The 15604-nt window shown below is 71.0% G+C and carries 11 protein-coding genes; 10 read left to right on the top strand and 1 reads right to left on the bottom strand.

All coding sequences use genetic code 11. The features are described from left to right. The first annotated feature begins 2 nt into the window (after positions 1–2). The 8 genes from FQY83_RS10940 to FQY83_RS10905 all read left to right on the top strand — a co-directional run bounded on the left by FQY83_RS10940 (position 3) and on the right by FQY83_RS10905 (position 9677). Positions 3–545, top strand: coding sequence for a pilus assembly protein PilP (locus FQY83_RS10940; RefSeq protein WP_146387913.1), 543 nt, complete (start codon positions 3–5; stop codon positions 543–545). A 15-nt stretch (positions 546–560) separates the two neighbouring features. After that, positions 561–2516, top strand: coding sequence for a type IV pilus secretin PilQ (locus FQY83_RS10935; RefSeq protein WP_146387911.1), 1956 nt, complete (start codon positions 561–563; stop codon positions 2514–2516). Positions 2517–2677: 161 nt separating this feature from the next. Further along, complete coding sequence (locus FQY83_RS10930; RefSeq protein ID WP_425478638.1) at positions 2678–3670, top strand: AAA family ATPase; 993 nt, start codon at positions 2678–2680, stop codon at positions 3668–3670. A 134-nt stretch (positions 3671–3804) separates the two neighbouring features. Beyond that, a complete protein-coding gene (locus FQY83_RS10925; protein WP_425478637.1) occupies positions 3805–4686 on the top strand; it encodes a DUF58 domain-containing protein in 882 nt (293 codons plus the stop codon). After that, complete coding sequence (locus tag FQY83_RS10920; RefSeq protein ID WP_146387905.1) at positions 4683–5141, top strand: DUF4381 family protein; 459 nt, start codon at positions 4683–4685, stop codon at positions 5139–5141. The genes FQY83_RS10925 and FQY83_RS10920 overlap by 4 nt, the downstream gene beginning before the upstream one ends. Further along, positions 5138–6214 (top strand): vWA domain-containing protein, encoded by a 1077-nt coding sequence (locus FQY83_RS10915; protein WP_425478636.1) that lies wholly within the window; start codon positions 5138–5140, stop codon positions 6212–6214. Before FQY83_RS10920 ends, FQY83_RS10915 begins: the two co-directional genes overlap by 4 nt. Further along, a complete protein-coding gene (locus FQY83_RS10910; RefSeq protein WP_146387903.1) occupies positions 6211–8007 on the top strand; it encodes a VWA domain-containing protein in 1797 nt (598 codons plus the stop codon). Before FQY83_RS10915 ends, FQY83_RS10910 begins: the two co-directional genes overlap by 4 nt. Next, complete coding sequence (locus FQY83_RS10905) at positions 8004–9677, top strand: BatD family protein (protein WP_146387901.1); 1674 nt, start codon at positions 8004–8006, stop codon at positions 9675–9677. The genes FQY83_RS10910 and FQY83_RS10905 overlap by 4 nt, the downstream gene beginning before the upstream one ends. 121 nt (positions 9678–9798) lie before the next feature. Here the strand turns inward: FQY83_RS10905 and FQY83_RS10900 are convergent, their stop codons facing one another. Then, on the bottom strand, positions 9799–11655 hold the full coding sequence (locus tag FQY83_RS10900; RefSeq protein ID WP_146387899.1) for a hypothetical protein: 1857 nt from the start codon (positions 11653–11655) through the stop codon (positions 9799–9801). Between the two features lie 322 nt (positions 11656–11977). Between FQY83_RS10900 and FQY83_RS10895 the strand changes: the two genes are divergently transcribed. After that, a complete protein-coding gene (locus tag FQY83_RS10895) occupies positions 11978–13291 on the top strand; it encodes a dicarboxylate/amino acid:cation symporter (RefSeq protein WP_146387897.1) in 1314 nt (437 codons plus the stop codon). 245 nt (positions 13292–13536) lie between these two features. After that, positions 13537–15525, top strand: a complete 1989-nt coding sequence (gene tkt / locus FQY83_RS10890) for a transketolase (protein WP_146387895.1) — start codon at positions 13537–13539, stop codon at positions 15523–15525. Positions 15526–15604: the final 79 nt, after the last annotated feature.

Genomic DNA, 15604 nt, shown 5'->3' with positions numbered 1-15604 from the left:
TCATGCGAACCAAGTCGAAGAGCATTTTCGGATTCGTCGTGCTGCCGCTGGCCGTGCTGGCGCTGTCGGGCTGCGTGCGCGGCATCACCAGCACGCCGGGCGACGCGCCGAACCTCGAGGAGTGGGTGGCCAACGTCAAGGCACGGCCGGCGCCGCCGCTGGACCCGCTGCCGGTCATGCAGCAGTTCGAGACCTTCGAGTACGCGGCGCAGGACATGCGCGACCCGTTCAGCGCCGCGTTCCGTGACGATGGCAGCGGCAGCGGCCCGCGGCCGGACTCCAACCGCCGCAAGCAGACGCTCGAGCAGTTCCCGCTCGACAGCCTGGACATGGTCGGCACGCTGCATACCGGTCCGGGCATGGTGGCGCTGGTGATGGCGCCGGACAAGGTGACCTACCGGGTGTCGTCGGGTTCGTACCTGGGGCAGAACGATGGCCGGGTGACCGGCGTGCGTGAAGATAGAATCGATCTCGTCGAACTCGTGCCGGATGGCGCTGGCGGCTGGCTGGAACGGCCGGCTTCGGTTGCGCTCGAAGACAATTGATCAGGGGAAGTCAAGATGACCGTCAACAAAGTGCGTAGTGCGCAACCGGCCCGGCCGGCCTTCCCGGCCAAGGCCCTGGCGCTCGGCCTTGTCGCCGGCCTGCTGTCGGCCTCTGCCGCGGCGGGTGCTCCCACGTCCGCAAGCGCGATCGCGCCCGGCCTGTTTGCCGTCGCGCAGGTCGCGTCCGCCGATCCGGCCAAGCAGGTGCCCGGCGTCGTATCGGTCTCTGCCGTCGACTTCAAGCGCGGGGATGGCGGCGCCGGCAAGCTGATCCTGCGCTTCGACGGGGAGGGTGCGAATCCCGACCTGCGGACCCAGGGTTCCAGCGTGATCGTGAACATCGGCAATGCCTCGTTGCCCGCCGCGCTGCAGCGCCCGCTCAACGTCACCGACTTCGCCACGCCGGTGCAGCGCATCGATGCGCGCCAGGGTGGCGAGGGCGCGCAGGTCGTGCTCAGCGCGCAGGGCAACTTCGAGTCGATGGCCTACCAGAGCGGTCGCGACTACGTGGTCGAGATCGTGCCGCGTGCGGCGGCGGCAGCGGACCGTGCCGTGGGCGCCAGCAGTCCCGCGGCCGCGACGACGACCGCGCAGGCCTCGGCGTCGCGCGCCTACAGCGGGCGGCCGGTGACGTTCAACTTCCAGGACGTGCCGGTACGCACCGTGCTGCAGCTGATCGCCGAAGAGTCGAATCTCAACATCGTCGCCAGCGACACCGTCACCGGCAACGTCACCCTGCGGCTGATCAACGTGCCGTGGGACCAGGCGCTGGACATCGTCTTGCAGGCGCGCTCGCTCGACAAGCGCCGCAGCGGCAACGTGGTGTGGGTCGCGCCGCAGTCGGAGATCGCGAAATTCGAGCAGGACAAGGAGAACGCCCGTCTTGCCCTGGAAGAGCGCGCCGAGATGGTCACGGAGTACATCCCGATCAGCTACGGCAACGCCGAGGACATCGCCAAGCTGCTGACCGACGAGAGCAAGACCGGCCAGGGCGGCGGCGGCAGTGCCGGCGGCGCCGGCCAGAGCCGCGGCTTCCTGTCCGCGCGCGGCAGCCTCAGCTTCGACCGCCGCACCAACACCCTGCTGGCGATCGACATCCCGCAGCGGGTGGCCGAGATCAAGCGCTTGGTGGCTGCGCTGGACAAGCCGGTCGATCAGGTGATCATCGAGGCGCGCATCGTCATCGCCAACGAATCGTTCTCGCGTGACATCGGTGCGCGGTTCGGTCTGACCGGGCACAAGGACCGCGTGGTCGGTTCCGGCTCGCTCGACAGCAACGTCCGCTACATCAACGACCTTGCGGAGCGCGCGAACGACCTTGCCAACGAGGGGACGAGCGACGTCATCCCGTCGCATCTGTTCCCGACCGGTCTCGTCTTCAACAATCCGGTGGGAGGCGGTGCCGGCGCGCTGGCGCTGACGATCCTCGGCAACACCATCGACTGGGATCTGGAGATTTCCGCGCTGCAGGAGGAGGGTCGTGGCGAAGTGGTCTCCAACCCGCGCATCGTCACCAGCAACCAGAAGGAAGCGGTGATCCGCCAGGGCCAGGAGGTCGGCTACCTGACCGTCACCGGCGGCCAGAGCAACAGCATCCCGACCGTCGAGTTCAAGGACGTGCTGCTCGAGCTCAAGGTCACGCCGACGATCACCAACGATGGCCGCGTGTTCCTGAACATGGCGCTGAAGAAGGACGAGATCGACGGCTTCGTCAGCGTCGGCTCGGGCCTCGGTTCGGTGCCGCAGATCAACAAGCGCGAGATCACGACCGCCGTGCTGGTGGAAGACGGCCAGACGGTGTCGATCGGTGGCGTCTACGAGTTCCGTGACCGCAGCGAATTGTCGAAGATCCCCTTCTTCGGCGACCTGCCGATCCTCGGCAACCTGTTCAAGAATCGCGGCAGGAGCAAGGAAAAGGCCGAGCTGCTGATCTTCGTGACGCCGAAGGTGATGCGCGTGGCGCAGCGCTGAACGGTGGCCGCACGGCAAAGTTCGCGGACGGGGCCTTCGGGCCCCGTCTTCGTTCGGGCCCGGTGATGAGCCGCTCCCGCAGTCCGGGTGCCGTCCGGCACTGAACCAAGCCGCGCGACTCTGGTCCAATGCGGGCTGACGTTTCGCCCCCACGGCCCCGCATGGACACTTCCCGCGACGACATCCCCCGCCTGCACGCCGCCTTCGCCGCCCTCCGCGACGACCTGGCGACCGAGATCGTCGGCCAGGCGGCGCTGGTCGAGCGCCTGCTGATCGCGCTGCTGGCGGACGGGCACCTGCTGGTCGAGGGCGCGCCCGGGCTGGCGAAGACGACGGCCATCCGCGCGCTGGCGGCCCGGATCGAGGCGGATTTCGCGCGCGTGCAGTTCACCCCGGACCTGCTGCCCGCCGACCTGACCGGCACCGAGATCTGGCGGCCGCAGGAGTCGCGGTTCGAGTTCGTGCCGGGGCCGATCTTCCATTCGCTGCTGCTGGCCGACGAGATCAACCGCGCGCCGGCCAAGGTGCAGTCGGCGCTGCTCGAGGCGATGGGCGAGCGCCAGGTCACTGTCGGCCGCCAGACCTACGCTTTGCCGCCGCTGTTCCTGGTGATGGCGACGCAGAACCCGATCGAGCAGGAGGGCACGTTCCCGCTGCCGGAGGCGCAGCTCGACCGCTTCCTGATGCACGTGCGCATCGGCTATCCCGAGGTCGAGACCGAAACCGAGATCCTGCGGCTGGCGCGCGAACGCGCGCGCGAGAACCTGCAGCCGGCGGCGCGCGCGCTGGTGCGGATGCCGCAGGCGGACGTGTTCGCGGCGCGCGCGGCGGTGCTCGAGCTGCACGTGGCGCCGGCGGTGGAGCGCTACCTGGTGGAACTGGTGCTGGCCTCGCGCGACGCGGCCCGCTACGACGCGGCGCTGGCGCGGCGCATCGCCTGGGGCGCGAGTCCACGCGGTTCGATCGCGCTGGAGCGCTGCGCGCGCGCGCGCGCGTGGCTGGCCGGCCGAGACTTCGTCACGCCCGACGACGTGCGCGCCGTGGCCGCCGACGTGCTGCGTCATCGCGTGCTGCCCAGCTACGAGGCCACGGCCGAAGGCTGGGACGGCGAGCGGCTGGTCGCGGAGCTGGTGTCGAAGGTGCCGCTGCCGTGAGTGCCGTGATTGGTGATTGGTGATTGGTGATTGGTGATTCGCCAAGGGCGGGGACGTGGACGCGCGTGTCTGGCGAGGCATCGCCCGCGGCGGCTGTTTCCAATCACCAATCACCCATCACCAATCACGGCATCGTGCCGACGCTCGCCGAACTCGTCGCCCTGCGCGGCGCGGCGCAGGCGCGGCGGCCGCCGAAGCGTGGCCGCCACGGCATCAGCGGGCCGGCGCCGTCGCCGGTGCGCGGCCGCGGGATGGAATATGCGGAATCGCGCGAGTACGCGCAGGGCGACGATGCGCGCCACATCGACTGGCGCCTGACCGCGCGCAGCGGGCGCATGCATACCAAATTGTTCCAGGCCGAGCGCGAGCGGCTGACGCTGATCGTCGCCGACACCGCGCCCGAGCTGTACTTCGGCACCCGCGTGCGCTTCAAGTCGGTGCAGGCGGCGCGCGCGGGGGCGGTGGCCGCCTGGGCCGCGATCCGCGACGGCGACCGCGTCGCGGCCCTGCGCGGCAGCACCGGCGAGCCGCTGGTGCCGCCTGCCGGCGGTCCGCGCGGCGCGCTGCGCGTGCTCGATGCACTGGTGCGCTGGTACGCGAAACCGCCGGGCGACGATGCCGGGCTGTCCGTCGCGCTCGATCGTGCCCGCCGGCTGCTGCGTCCCGGATCGCGGCTGCTGGTCCTGGCCGATGCCGGCAGCATCGCCCCGGTGCCGGCCGAAGCCTGGCCGGCGCTGGCGATGCACCACGAAGTCGTCGTGCTGCTGATCGACGATCCGCTCGAGCGCGAGCCGCCGCGCCTGCGCCTGCCCTTCGTCAGCGCGGGCCGGCGGGTGGAGCCCGATCTCGCCGCCGGCGTGCAGCGCCAGCGCTGGCAGGAGGCGTTCTCCGGCGCAGCGCAGCGTGCGGCAGGACTCCTGCGCGCGCGCGGCGTACGCGTCGAGATCCTGTCGGCCGATGCGCCGAGCCAGTCGTGGCTGCCGCTGCCCGGCAGCACGGGAGCGGCACGCGCATGAATCCGCTCGAGCTGCCGCTGCGCGACGTGCACGAGCCGGCCGCGCCGCCGTGGTGGCCGCCTGCACCGGGCTGGTGGATCGTGTTCGGCGTGCTGCTCGCGGTCGTCGCAGCGCTGGCGTGGTGGCGCTGGCGACGTGCGCGACGCCGGCGGCTCGCGGCGCGCCTGTTCGACGGGACGGTCGCCGCGGCGGACACGCCGGCGAAGAAGATTGCGGCAATCTCGGAGCTGCTGCGGCGCGCGGCGCGGCGACGCGATCCCGCCGCCGACACGCTCGATGGCGACGCCTGGCTGCGCCTGCTGGACAGCGGACTGCCGCAGCCGGTGTTCGCAAGCGGAGCGGGCGCCCTGCTGCTCGAGGGCGCGTTCCGGCCCGCAGTTGACGAGAATGCGGTCGAAGCGCTGCGCATCGCCGCGCGCGCACGCTTCCTCGACTGGATGGCGCCGGGCCGATGATCGACGCCGCCTCCGACTGGATCGCCTCGCTGTTCGCCGGCTTCGCCTGGCCGTGGATGCTGCTGGCCCTGCTGGTGCCGTGGCTGGCGCGCTGGGCGCTGCCGCCGGTGCGGCAGGACGCGCCGGCCCTGCGCGTGCCCTGGGGGCGGCGGTTGGAACACATCACCCTGCAGGGCGATGCGCGCGGCGTGCGGCGCATGCCGCTGCTGGCCTGGCTGGCGTGGACGCTGCTGTGCGTCGCCGCCGCGCGTCCGCAGCAGCTGGGCGAGGTGGTGCAGCCGCCGGCCTCCGGCCGCGACCTGATGCTGGCGGTCGACCTGTCCGGCAGCATGGGCGAGGAGGACATGCGCCTGGGCGGCCGCACGGTTGATCGCCTGACCGCCGCCAAGGCGGTGCTTGCGGACTTCCTCGACCGCCGCGCCGGCGATCGCGTCGGCCTGATCGTGTTCGGACAGCGCGCCTATGCGCTGGCGCCGCTGACGCCCGACCGCGACAGCGTGCGCGGCCAGCTGCTCGACAGCGTGGTGGGACTGGCCGGGCGCGAGACCGCGATCGGCGACGCGATCGGGCTCGCGGTCAAGCGCCTGCGCAGCCAGCAGGCCGGGCAGCGCGCGCCGGATTCGCAGGTGCTGGTGCTGCTGACCGACGGCGTCAACACCGCCGGCCAGCTCGATCCGATGAAGGCCGCGGAACTGGCGCGAGAGCACAGAGTGCGCATCCACACCGTCGCCTTCGGTGGCGATGGCGACGCGATGTCGCTGTTCGGCATCCAACTGCCCGGCAACGAGGTCGAGATCGACGAGGCCACGCTGCAGCGCATCGCCGAGACCACGGGGGGCCGTGCGTTCCGCGCGCGCGACGCCGACCAGCTCGCCGGCATCTACGCCGAGATCGACCGGCTCGAACCCGTGGCCAGGCCGGGGCGGGAGGTGCGTCCGAAGATCGAGCGCTATCCGTGGCCGCTCGCCGGCGCGCTGCTGGCCGGCCTGCTGGCGATGCTGCCGCCGCCGCGCCTGTCGGCGCTGCGCATCCCCGGTCGCGCGCGTCGCGAGGATGCGGGAGCGCAGGCATGAGCGAGGCCTTCGCGCAGCTGCATTTCCTGCGCCCGCACTGGCTGTGGGCGCTGTTCGCGCTGCCGCTGCTGGCGGCGTGGTGGCAGGTGCAGCGGCGTCGCGCCAGCGTCTGGCGCAGCCACGTCGATGCGCACCTGCTGCCGCATCTGATCGAAAGTGGCGCAACGCGTCGCGGCATCGGTGGACTGGCGGTGCGGTTGCTGGCGTGGACGCTGGCGGTGCTGGCGCTCGCCGGTCCGAGCTGGCGCCAGGGCGAGGTGCCGCTGCAGCAGGGCGGGCGCGCGCTGGTGGTCGCGCTCGATCTGTCGGACGCGATGCTCGCCGGCGACCTGCCGCCCTCGCGCCTGCTGCAGGCGCGCGCGAAGCTGGCGACCCTGCTGCGCGAGCGCGCCGGCGGCGATGTCGCCCTGGTCGCGTTCTCCGAGGACGCCTACACCGTCGCGCCGCTGACCGATGACGGCGCCAACGTCGCGATCTTCCTCGACGCGCTGGCGCCGGACGTGATGCCGGTCGACGGGCATCGCCCCGACCGCGCGATCGAGGCGGCGATGCAGCTGCTGGCGCAGGCGGGCTACGCGAAGGGCGACATCCTGCTGCTGGCGCATGGCGCGGACGAGGCGGCGATCGCAGCGGCCGCGCGCGCCGCCGTCGCGGGATTCCGGGTGTCGGTGATCGGTGTCGGCAGGCCGGGCGGCGCGACCTACCGTGCGCGCGACGGCAGCCTGCAGCCTTCGCGCCTGGACGCCGGGGCCCTGCGCCGCACCGCGGCCGCGGGCGGCGGTGTCTACACCGCGCTGTCGACCGGCGATGGCGACCTCGCCGCGCTCGGCGTGCTCGACACCGGCTCGGCAGCCGGCGAAGCGACCCAGCTGCAGTCCGGCACGCGCGCGTGGCGCGACGAGGGCTACTGGCTGCTGCTGCCGCTGATGCTGCTGGGCCTGCTCGCGTTCCGTCGCGGCGCCGCGGTTGCGGTGCTCGCCGTGTGCCTGCTGCTGCCGCTTCCGCCGCTGCAGGCCGCGGAGCCGGTGGCGGGCACGCCCTGGCGCCGCGCCGACCAGGTCGAGCATGCGCGCATGCGAGAGGGCATCGAGGCCTACCGCGCCGGCAAGTACGAGGACGCGGAGCGCGAGTGGCGCGCCTTGCCGGGTGCGGACGCGGCCTACAATCGCGGCAACGCGCTGGCGAAGGCCGGGCGCCTTGAGGAGGCACTGCAGGCCTACGACGAGGCGCTGCGGCAGCGGCCGGAGATGGAGGACGCGATCGCCAACCGTGCGGCGGTGGCGGCGGCGATGCAGCGCAAGCCGCCGCCCGGTCCGGGGCAGGATCGGCAAAAGCCGGATGCGGACGACGAGCAGTCCGGTGGCGGCAAGTCCGATGGCGATGAGGCGTCGCCCTCGCAGCAGGGGGATTCGCGGGAGGGCGACGATCGCGGCGATCCTTCCGAGACGCCGCAGGAAGAACAGGATGGCGAGACCTCGCGAGCCAACGAGCGCGGGGAAGGTTCGCCATCGCAGCCGCCGTCGCGGCAGGGCGCCGACGAGCCGTCGCAGCGCGACGCCGACGAGGCCCAGCGCCAGCGCATGCAGCAGGCGCTGCAGCAGGCCGCGCAGCCGGCGGACGATGGCGAGACCGCCGCCGGCGATCCGGACCGCGCGGAAACCGAGGCCGAGCGCGAGCGCCGGCAGGCCGGCGAAGCTTGGCTGCGGCGCGTGCCCGACGATCCGGGCGGCCTGCTGCGCGCGCGCTTCCGCCTCGAATACGAACGGCGCAACGGCATGAGGGACACACCATGAGCGGACGCGTCGTCGCCTGGCTTGCCATCGTCGCGTGCCTGCTGTGCGCCGCCTGCCTCGAGCCCGCGCAGGCGGCCACGCGCGCGTGGCTGGATCGCGACCGCATCGAGGTCGGCGAAACCGCGACGCTCAACATCGAGACCGACCAGGCCACCGCGCAGGCGCCTGACTACGATGGACTGGTGCCGGATTTCGTGCTCAGCGGGCACAGCAGCAGCCGCGGCGTCGAGGTCGTCAACGGCCAGCGCCGTGCGCGCGTGCTGTTCGCGGTCGCGCTGCAGCCGCGGCGCGAGGGCCTGATGACGATCCCGGCGCTGCGCGTGGGCAGCGAAACCACCGAGCCGCTGCCGCTGGTGGTCGTACCCGCGTCGACCGCGCCGGCGCGGGCGGGCGAGCCGGTGTTCATCGAAGCCGAGGCGGACAGCCAGGATCCCTACGTGCAGCAGTCGATCGGCTACACGCTGCGCCTGTACTACGCGATGCCGCTGGTGTCGGGACAGCTCGACCAGCCGCCGCCGGAGGGCGCCGCGATCCAGCGCGTCGGCAGCGACCTGCAGTTCAGCCGCGAAATCGGCGGTCGCCGCTACACCGTGGTCGAGCGGCGCTTCGTGATCGTGCCCGAGCGCAGCGGCACGCTGGCGATTCCCGGCGCGCGCTTCGAAGGCACGGGCGTCGGCGGTTTCTTCGACGACGTGTTCGGCAGCGGCCGCCGCGCGCTGCGCGCCAGCGGCGCGCCGCGGATCCTGCAGGTCAGGCCGGTGCCCGACGCCGCGCCGCAGCCCTGGCTGCCGCTGCACGGCCTCGAACTGCGCTACCTCGCCACGCCGCAGTCGCTGCGCGCGGGCGAGGCAGCCACGATCGACGTGGAGCTCAGCGCGGACGGCGCCGCCGCCAGCCAGCTGCCGGAACTGCAACTGCCCGCGATCGACGGCGCGCAGGTGTTTCCAGAACCGCCGCAGGTCGACGAGCGTTTCGAACGCGGTCGCCTGCGCACCAAGGTCACGCGCCGGTTCTCGATCGTGCCCGTGCGCGCCGGCGCGCTGCGCATTCCCGGCCCGAGGCAGGATTGGTGGGACGTGCGCGCCGGGACTGCGCGCACCGCGTCGCTGCCGGAGATCAATCTCGACGTGGCGGCGGGCAGCGCGGCGCCGGACGTCGCCGGCCACGAGGCGTTCGACGCCCGGCGTGATGCAGGCGCAGCATGGCGCGGCGGAAGGTGGCCGTGGATCGCGCTGGCGTTCGCGCTGCTGTGGCTTGCCACGCTGGCGTGGGCGCTGCGCGAACGGGCGTCGGGATGGCTGCCTCGAAGGCCGCGATCAGCGCCGGACGGATCTGCAGCAGGGCCCGCTGCGCCGGCCACCTCGCTGCGCGACCTGCAGCGCGTGCTGCAGGTTGGCGACGCGGGGGAAATCGAACAGGCCCTGTGCGGACTCGCATCGCCGACCGCACCGGACCTCGACACACTGTCGCAGCGGCTCGCCGAGCCGGCGCAGCGTGACGCGATCGCGCATCTGCAGCAGGCGCGCTGGGCGGACGGCGACATGGCAGGCGCGCGCACCGCCCTGCGCGAAACCTTCGCCGGCGGCCCGCGCTGGCGCGATGCGGCGCCAGCGGCAGCGGAGGGAACGTCGCTGCTGCCGCCGCTCTATCCGCGCCGGACGAGGCGGTGAATCGCCGCGACAATCACGCCTGACGGAGTTCCCGCGAAAAACTCCCTCCGGTGGGCGGTGGAAGGCGCAGGCAGCTGTTCCTGTCGTGGGGTGCCGCGAACCGCACGAAGGCAGAACTGCTCTAGCGCTCGTCCTCGGTCGCCGCATCCGGTGGCAGCAATCCATCGAACCAGTTGCGCAGGCGCTGCCAGAACACGACGACCGCCGGTGTGATGCGGACGTGGGAGTGAGGTGCGTACTGCGGCCCGGGCACTGCGCGCGTGGTGGGCGGGGCCTGCGCAGTTGCAGCGGATGCGCTCGATGCGGCTGCGGGCATCGTTGCCCGCGGTGGCGCCGATGCATTGGTCCTGGAGCCTGAAGCACGGGGCGGCGCCAGCGGCGCCGATCCGCTGCGGCGAATGGGCCTGCTGGCGGATTGGGCGAGAAGCCATGTGAGCTCCGGGTTGCGGTTCTGCCAGTTGAACGCGCGGGCGGTATGCGACGCGGCGGCGCACTGGGTGTTGAGGTACTGGCCGAGCCGCTGCGCGCGCTGCTCCAGCCTCGTGCGCCAGACCGGATCGGTCTCGAAATGGCGTGCGGCGGCGACCGCCATCAGCAGCTCGGGATTGTGCGCGTCGGAACCGCCGCCCTGATCGTTCTGGATCGCGATCACGCGCGACTGCGGTGAGATGGCCGATGAGAAATACCAGCCGATCGTGCCATTGGCGTTGCAGCCGGACAGCCAGTTGCCGGCCATTTCGTCCGGCGCGAAACCGTGCTGTTCGAGGTAGCGCCCGAAGTCGCGCAACATCGTGGGGATGCGCGCGTCGCCCGTCGCCAGCCACGCGCGCCACAGGCCGCCGACGATGTTCGCGCTCATCCAGGGCGATCCGCCGCGGACATCGGTCGCGGGGTCGTAGTTGAGGCCCTCGTGCGCCTGCCACGAATGCGTCCATGCGCCGGTGAACGGGTCGCTGCCCGGCGGCGTCTGCTGGTGCGCGTACAGCCAGCCGAGCATGTTCTGGACGTACTGGCGAGTCTCCGACGAGCCGGTCAGTTCGTAGCTCGAGACCAGATGCTCCAGCGCCAGGCCGGCGTTGCGTTCGGTCCACGACTGGTTGCCTCCCTGGTAGGGGCCCGGCGCGCCGCTCCAGCCGCCCGTGATCTGGTTGTACGCCATGTGGCGGATCGTCTGCGCGTCCAGCCGGGTGTCGTCGCCGGCCAGTGCCACCAGCAGCAGCTGAGGGGCGATGTAGCTGTACTTCGGGTCACAGGCATTGACCCCGTCGAACTCCCATCCGCCGGTGCAGTCCGGCCAGCCGCCGCCGTTGCCCGTGCGCTTGATCTTCGACAGGTAGAACGTCGCCGAGTTGTAGAACTCGAGGAACACGTCGGGCCGGCCGCTGCGCACGTACTGGTATCCGATCACGGCGGCGCGGTCGAACAGGAAGCCATGCACGCCGCTGTAAGGCGTGTCCTTCGCCCATTGCCACTGCCTGTCGACGTAGCGGTCGTAGCTGCGGTCGGCGGAGTAGGTCAGCTGCGGGCCGGCGATTTGCGAAAGCGTCAGCCAGGCCGGGTCGAGCGTGGCGACCACGCGCGGCACGGGAGCGCCCATCTTGCCCGCGCGCGTTCCGTTGTCGTAGGGCACCGCCGCGATCGAACGGGTGCGCGGCTGGCTGATGTCGAAGCGATAGGCCATGCCTGGATTGGCCTGGAACTGCACCCGCACCGCGCGGATGCTGTTGTCGGTCCAGTGCCAGCGCAGTGTCGCTGAGACGAAGGCCGGCACTTCGGCGCCGCTGGCGTCGAGGATCCGGACCTGCGTGGAACTGGTCAGCATGCCTTGTGGAAACGGAATGCCGAGGTTGACCAGCTCGACGCTGCCGACGTCGCCGTTGGGCGTCAGCGTGATGGTCGTCGGAGGGGATTGCGCGGCGACGGTACCGCATGGCATGGCCAGCACGGCCAGCAGGAACAGTGATCGTACGATTTTCATGTGGCGCTCTTCGGGGGAATTGAATGCATTCCGCGGCCCGGGGGCTGGGCAGTGTTCTCGGAAGCGCCAGCGGCGCAAGGGGGGGGCGGCGCTGGCGCAGGGGGATGTTGCGCCTGCCGGCAGTAGGGGACAAGTTGCGGCGACGCAGGGCTACGGTGGTCACGGATCCGGCGTGCCGGGATTCCCGGTCCACCCGCCCGGCACGGGCGGCGCAGGCTCCAGGGACACGGGTGAACGAGGCCGTCGCGGCGTCCGCGCGCCGCCCGGCCCGCTGCGGTCGGTTTGCTAAGCTCCGGGGTTTGCTGCGGCGGAGACAGGATCGATGAGCGAGACGAACCCGGGCGCGAAGACGCCGATGCCGCTCCACTGGAAGATCGCGATCGGCTTCTTCGTCGGCCTCTGCCTCGGGCTCGTCGTCCACTACGGCATCGGCGCCGAAACCGGCTGGGTGCAGGCGCTGACGAAGTACGCCACGCAGCCGTTCTCTCAGCTGTTCCTGAGCCTGATCTTCATGCTGATCGTGCCGCTGCTGTTCTCGGCGCTGGTGGTCGGCGTGTCGGAAATGGGCGACATCGGCTCGCTCGGCCGCATCGGCTGGCGCACGCTGGCCTACACGATCCTGCTCTCGGGCCTGGCGGTGCTGCTGGGTCTGGTGATGGTGAACCTGTTCAAGCCGGGCGCGGGCGTCGACCCGGTGCTGGCCCAACACCTGCTCGACGAGGGCGCCGAGCGCACCGCGGCGATCGTGCGCGACAGCGCCACCCAGCCCAAGGGCATGGAGATGCTGCTGTCGATCGTGCCGGACAACGTGATCGGCGCGGCCGCGAACAACGCCAACATCATCGCGCTGATGTTCTTCGCGCTGATGTTCGGCGTCGGCCTGGTGCTGACGCAGACGCCGCAGACCGCGGTGCTCAAGCGCGGTATCGAGGGCCTGTTCCAGATCTCGATGACCCTGATCGGGCTGGTGATCCGGCTGGCGCCGTACGCGGTGTTCTGCTTCATGTTCAACCTCGCCGTGCTGTTCGGCTGGGACCTGCTGATCCGGCTCGGCGCCTACGTGCTGGTGGTGGTGGCGGCGCTGGTGATCCACATGCTGGTGATCTATTCGGCGGCGCTGCGCCTGATCGGCGGCTGGTCGCCGCTGGCGTTCTTCAAGGGCGTGCAGGAGGCGATGCTGATGGCGTTCTCGACCGCGTCGAGCAACGCCACGCTGCCGACCGCGCTGAAGGTTGCCGACGAGGAGCTGAAGCTGCCGAAGAAGGTCTCGCGCTTCGTGCTGACCATCGGCGCGACCGCGAACCAGAACGGCACCGCGCTGTTCGAGGGCGTGACCGTGATCTTCCTGGCGCAGTTCTTCAACGTCGACCTGACGCTGGGGCAGCAGATCATGGTGATGCTGGTCTGCATCCTCGGCGGCATCGGCACCGCAGGCGTGCCGTCGGGCTCGCTGCCGGTGGTCGCGCTGATCTGCGCGATGGTGGGCGTGCCGCCCGAAGGCATCGGCCTGGTGCTGGGCGTCAACCACTTCCTCGACATGTGCCGCACCACGGTCAACGTGACCGGCGACCTCGGCATCGCGGCGCTGGTGTCGAAGGGCGAGGCGGACACGGATCCTGAGTCCGCGCTCGCCTGAGGAGGCGCCCGGCGCTCGCAGGGGGCCTCCAGCAACCCCGAGTCTGTCATTCCGAACGCAGTGAGGAATCTCGCGGTTCATCGGATCGACCGCGCCGGTATCCCCGGCGCCGATGGTTGCCGCAGTATCGATCCACGGCGAAAACGCCGGGAAATGTCGCGGATGTCCACCAAATGTCCTGCGTGGCATGGGACAATGCCGCAGCCCCGTTTCGCGGGCATTCCCCGACGCGCACACGCCCGCCCATGACGACGCCCAGCCGCAGAGACCTCGCCAACGCCATCCGTTTCCTCGCCGTCGACGCCGTGGAGGCCGCCAAGTCCGGCCATCCCGGCATGCCGATGGGCATGGCCGACATCGCCGAGGTGCTGTGGAACGACTACTACAGCCACAACCCGGGCAACCCGAAGTGGCTCAACCGCGACCGTTTCGTGCTGTCCAACGGCCACGGCTCGATGCTGCAGTACGCGCTGCTGCACCTGGCCGGCTACGACCTGCCGATCGGGGAGCTCAAGCGCTTCCGCCAGCTCGAATCGAAGACGCCGGGCCATCCCGAGAACTTCATGACGCCCGGCATCGAGACCACCACCGGTCCGCTCGGGCAGGGCTTCGCCAACGCGGTCGGCTTCGCGCTGGCCGAGAAGCTGCTGGCGCAGCGCTACAACCGCCCCGGCTTCGACGTCGTCGACCACCGCACCTGGGTGTTCATGGGCGACGGCTGCCTGATGGAGGGCATCTCGCACGAGGCCGCGTCGCTCGCCGGCACCTGGGGGCTGGGCAAGCTGGTCGCGTTCTGGGACGACAACGGCATCTCGATCGACGGCGAGGTCCAGGGCTGGTTCACCGACGACACGCCGGCGCGCTTCGAGGCCTACGGCTGGCGCGTGATCCGCAACGTCGACGGCCATGACCCGCAGGAGATCAAGACCGCGATCGAAACTGCGCTCAAGCACGACGACAAGCCCACGCTGATCTGCTGCCGCACCACCATCGGCTTCGGTTCGCCGGCCAAGGCGGGCAAGGAGTCCTCGCACGGCGCGCCGCTGGGCAAGGACGAAGTCGAGGCCACGCGCAAGGCGCTGGGCTGGGCGCACGGTCCGTTCGAAGTGCCGCAGGCCATTGCCGACGCCTGGCGCGCGAACGACGCCGGCGCCGAACGTGAGGCGGCGTGGGACAAGCTGTTCGCCGCCTATGCGGACGCACATCCGGAGCCGGCGGCCGAGCTGCAGCGCCGCTCGCAGGGCAGGCTGCCGGAAGGTTTCCTCGCCGCCGCCGACGCCTATATTGCGAAGCTGCAGGTCGATGGCCCGGTCGTGGCCTCGCGCAAGGCCTCGCAGATGGCGATCGAGGCGTTCGCGCCGCTGCTGCCGGAACTGATCGGCGGTTCGGCCGACCTCGCCCATTCCAACCTCACGCTGTGGAAGGGCAGCAAGCCGGTCACCAGCGGTGATGCCGGCGCGAACTACGTCAACTACGGCGTGCGCGAATTCGGCATGACCGCGATCTCCAACGCGCTCGCGCTGCACGGCGGCTTCATTCCCTACGACGCAACCTTCCTCGTGTTCAGCGACTACGCGCGCAACGCCGTGCGCATGAGCGCGCTGATGCGCGCGCATGCGATCCACGTCTACACCCACGACTCGATCGGCCTCGGCGAGGACGGCCCGACCCACCAGCCGGTCGAGCACCTGGCCTCGCTGCGCTATATCCCCAACAACGACGTCTGGCGCCCCTGCGACGCTGTGGAGTCGGCGGTGGCGTGGAAGGCGGCAATCGAGCGCACGGACGGCCCGGGCTGCCTGGTGTTCTCGCGCCAGAACCTGCAGCACCAGCCGCGCAGCGAGCAGCAGGTGCGCGACATCGCGCGCGGCGGCTACGTGCTGAAGGATTCGAACGGCACGCCGGACATCATCCTGATCGCGACCGGTTCGGAAGTGGAACTCGCGACCGCCGCCGCCGGACAGCTCGGCGACAAGGTGCGCGTGGTCTCGATGCCGTCGAGCGATGTGTTCGATCGTCAGGATGCCGCCTACCGCGAGTCGGTGCTGCCGGCGTCGGTGCGCAAGCGCGTTGCCGTTGAAGCCGGCGTCACCGATTTCTGGCGCAAGTACGTCGGTCTCGATGGTGCCGTCGTCGGCATCGACAGCTTCGGCGGCAGCGCGCCGGCCGGCGACCTGTACAGGCACTTCGGGATCACCGTCGAAGCGGTGGTCGCGGCAGCGAAGGCGCTGTAACGCACGGTCTTCGATTCGTGCCCCTCTCCAGGGGCAAGCCTGCTTCGGGTGTTTGCATCCTTATTGCCGTGGGTGCCCG

The sequence above is a fragment of the Luteimonas marina genome (genome assembly GCF_007859325.1).
Lineage (GTDB): Bacteria > Pseudomonadota > Gammaproteobacteria > Xanthomonadales > Xanthomonadaceae > Luteimonas > Luteimonas marina.
The sequence above is the reverse complement of the archived record's forward strand: the minus strand, read 5'-3'. Positions and strand labels throughout refer to the sequence as shown.

Bases quoted from the DNA above. Each gene is read 5' to 3' on its own strand.
- FQY83_RS10935 (WP_146387911.1), top strand. From the start codon at position 561: ATGACCGTCAACAAAGTGCGTAGTGCGCAACCGGCCCGGCCGGCCTTC.
- FQY83_RS10900 (WP_146387899.1), bottom strand. From the start codon at position 11,655: ATGAAAATCGTACGATCACTGTTCCTGCTGGCCGTGCTGGCCATGCCA.
- FQY83_RS10920 (WP_146387905.1), top strand. From the start codon at position 4,683: ATGAATCCGCTCGAGCTGCCGCTGCGCGACGTGCACGAGCCGGCCGCG.
- tkt (WP_146387895.1), top strand. From the start codon at position 13,537: ATGACGACGCCCAGCCGCAGAGACCTCGCCAACGCCATCCGTTTCCTC.
- FQY83_RS10910 (WP_146387903.1), top strand. From the start codon at position 6,211: ATGAGCGAGGCCTTCGCGCAGCTGCATTTCCTGCGCCCGCACTGGCTG.
- FQY83_RS10915 (WP_425478636.1), top strand. From the start codon at position 5,138: ATGATCGACGCCGCCTCCGACTGGATCGCCTCGCTGTTCGCCGGCTTC.
- FQY83_RS10905 (WP_146387901.1), top strand. From the start codon at position 8,004: ATGAGCGGACGCGTCGTCGCCTGGCTTGCCATCGTCGCGTGCCTGCTG.
- FQY83_RS10895 (WP_146387897.1), top strand. From the start codon at position 11,978: ATGAGCGAGACGAACCCGGGCGCGAAGACGCCGATGCCGCTCCACTGG.
- FQY83_RS10940 (WP_146387913.1), top strand. From the start codon at position 3: ATGCGAACCAAGTCGAAGAGCATTTTCGGATTCGTCGTGCTGCCGCTG.
- FQY83_RS10930 (WP_425478638.1), top strand. From the start codon at position 2,678: ATGGACACTTCCCGCGACGACATCCCCCGCCTGCACGCCGCCTTCGCC.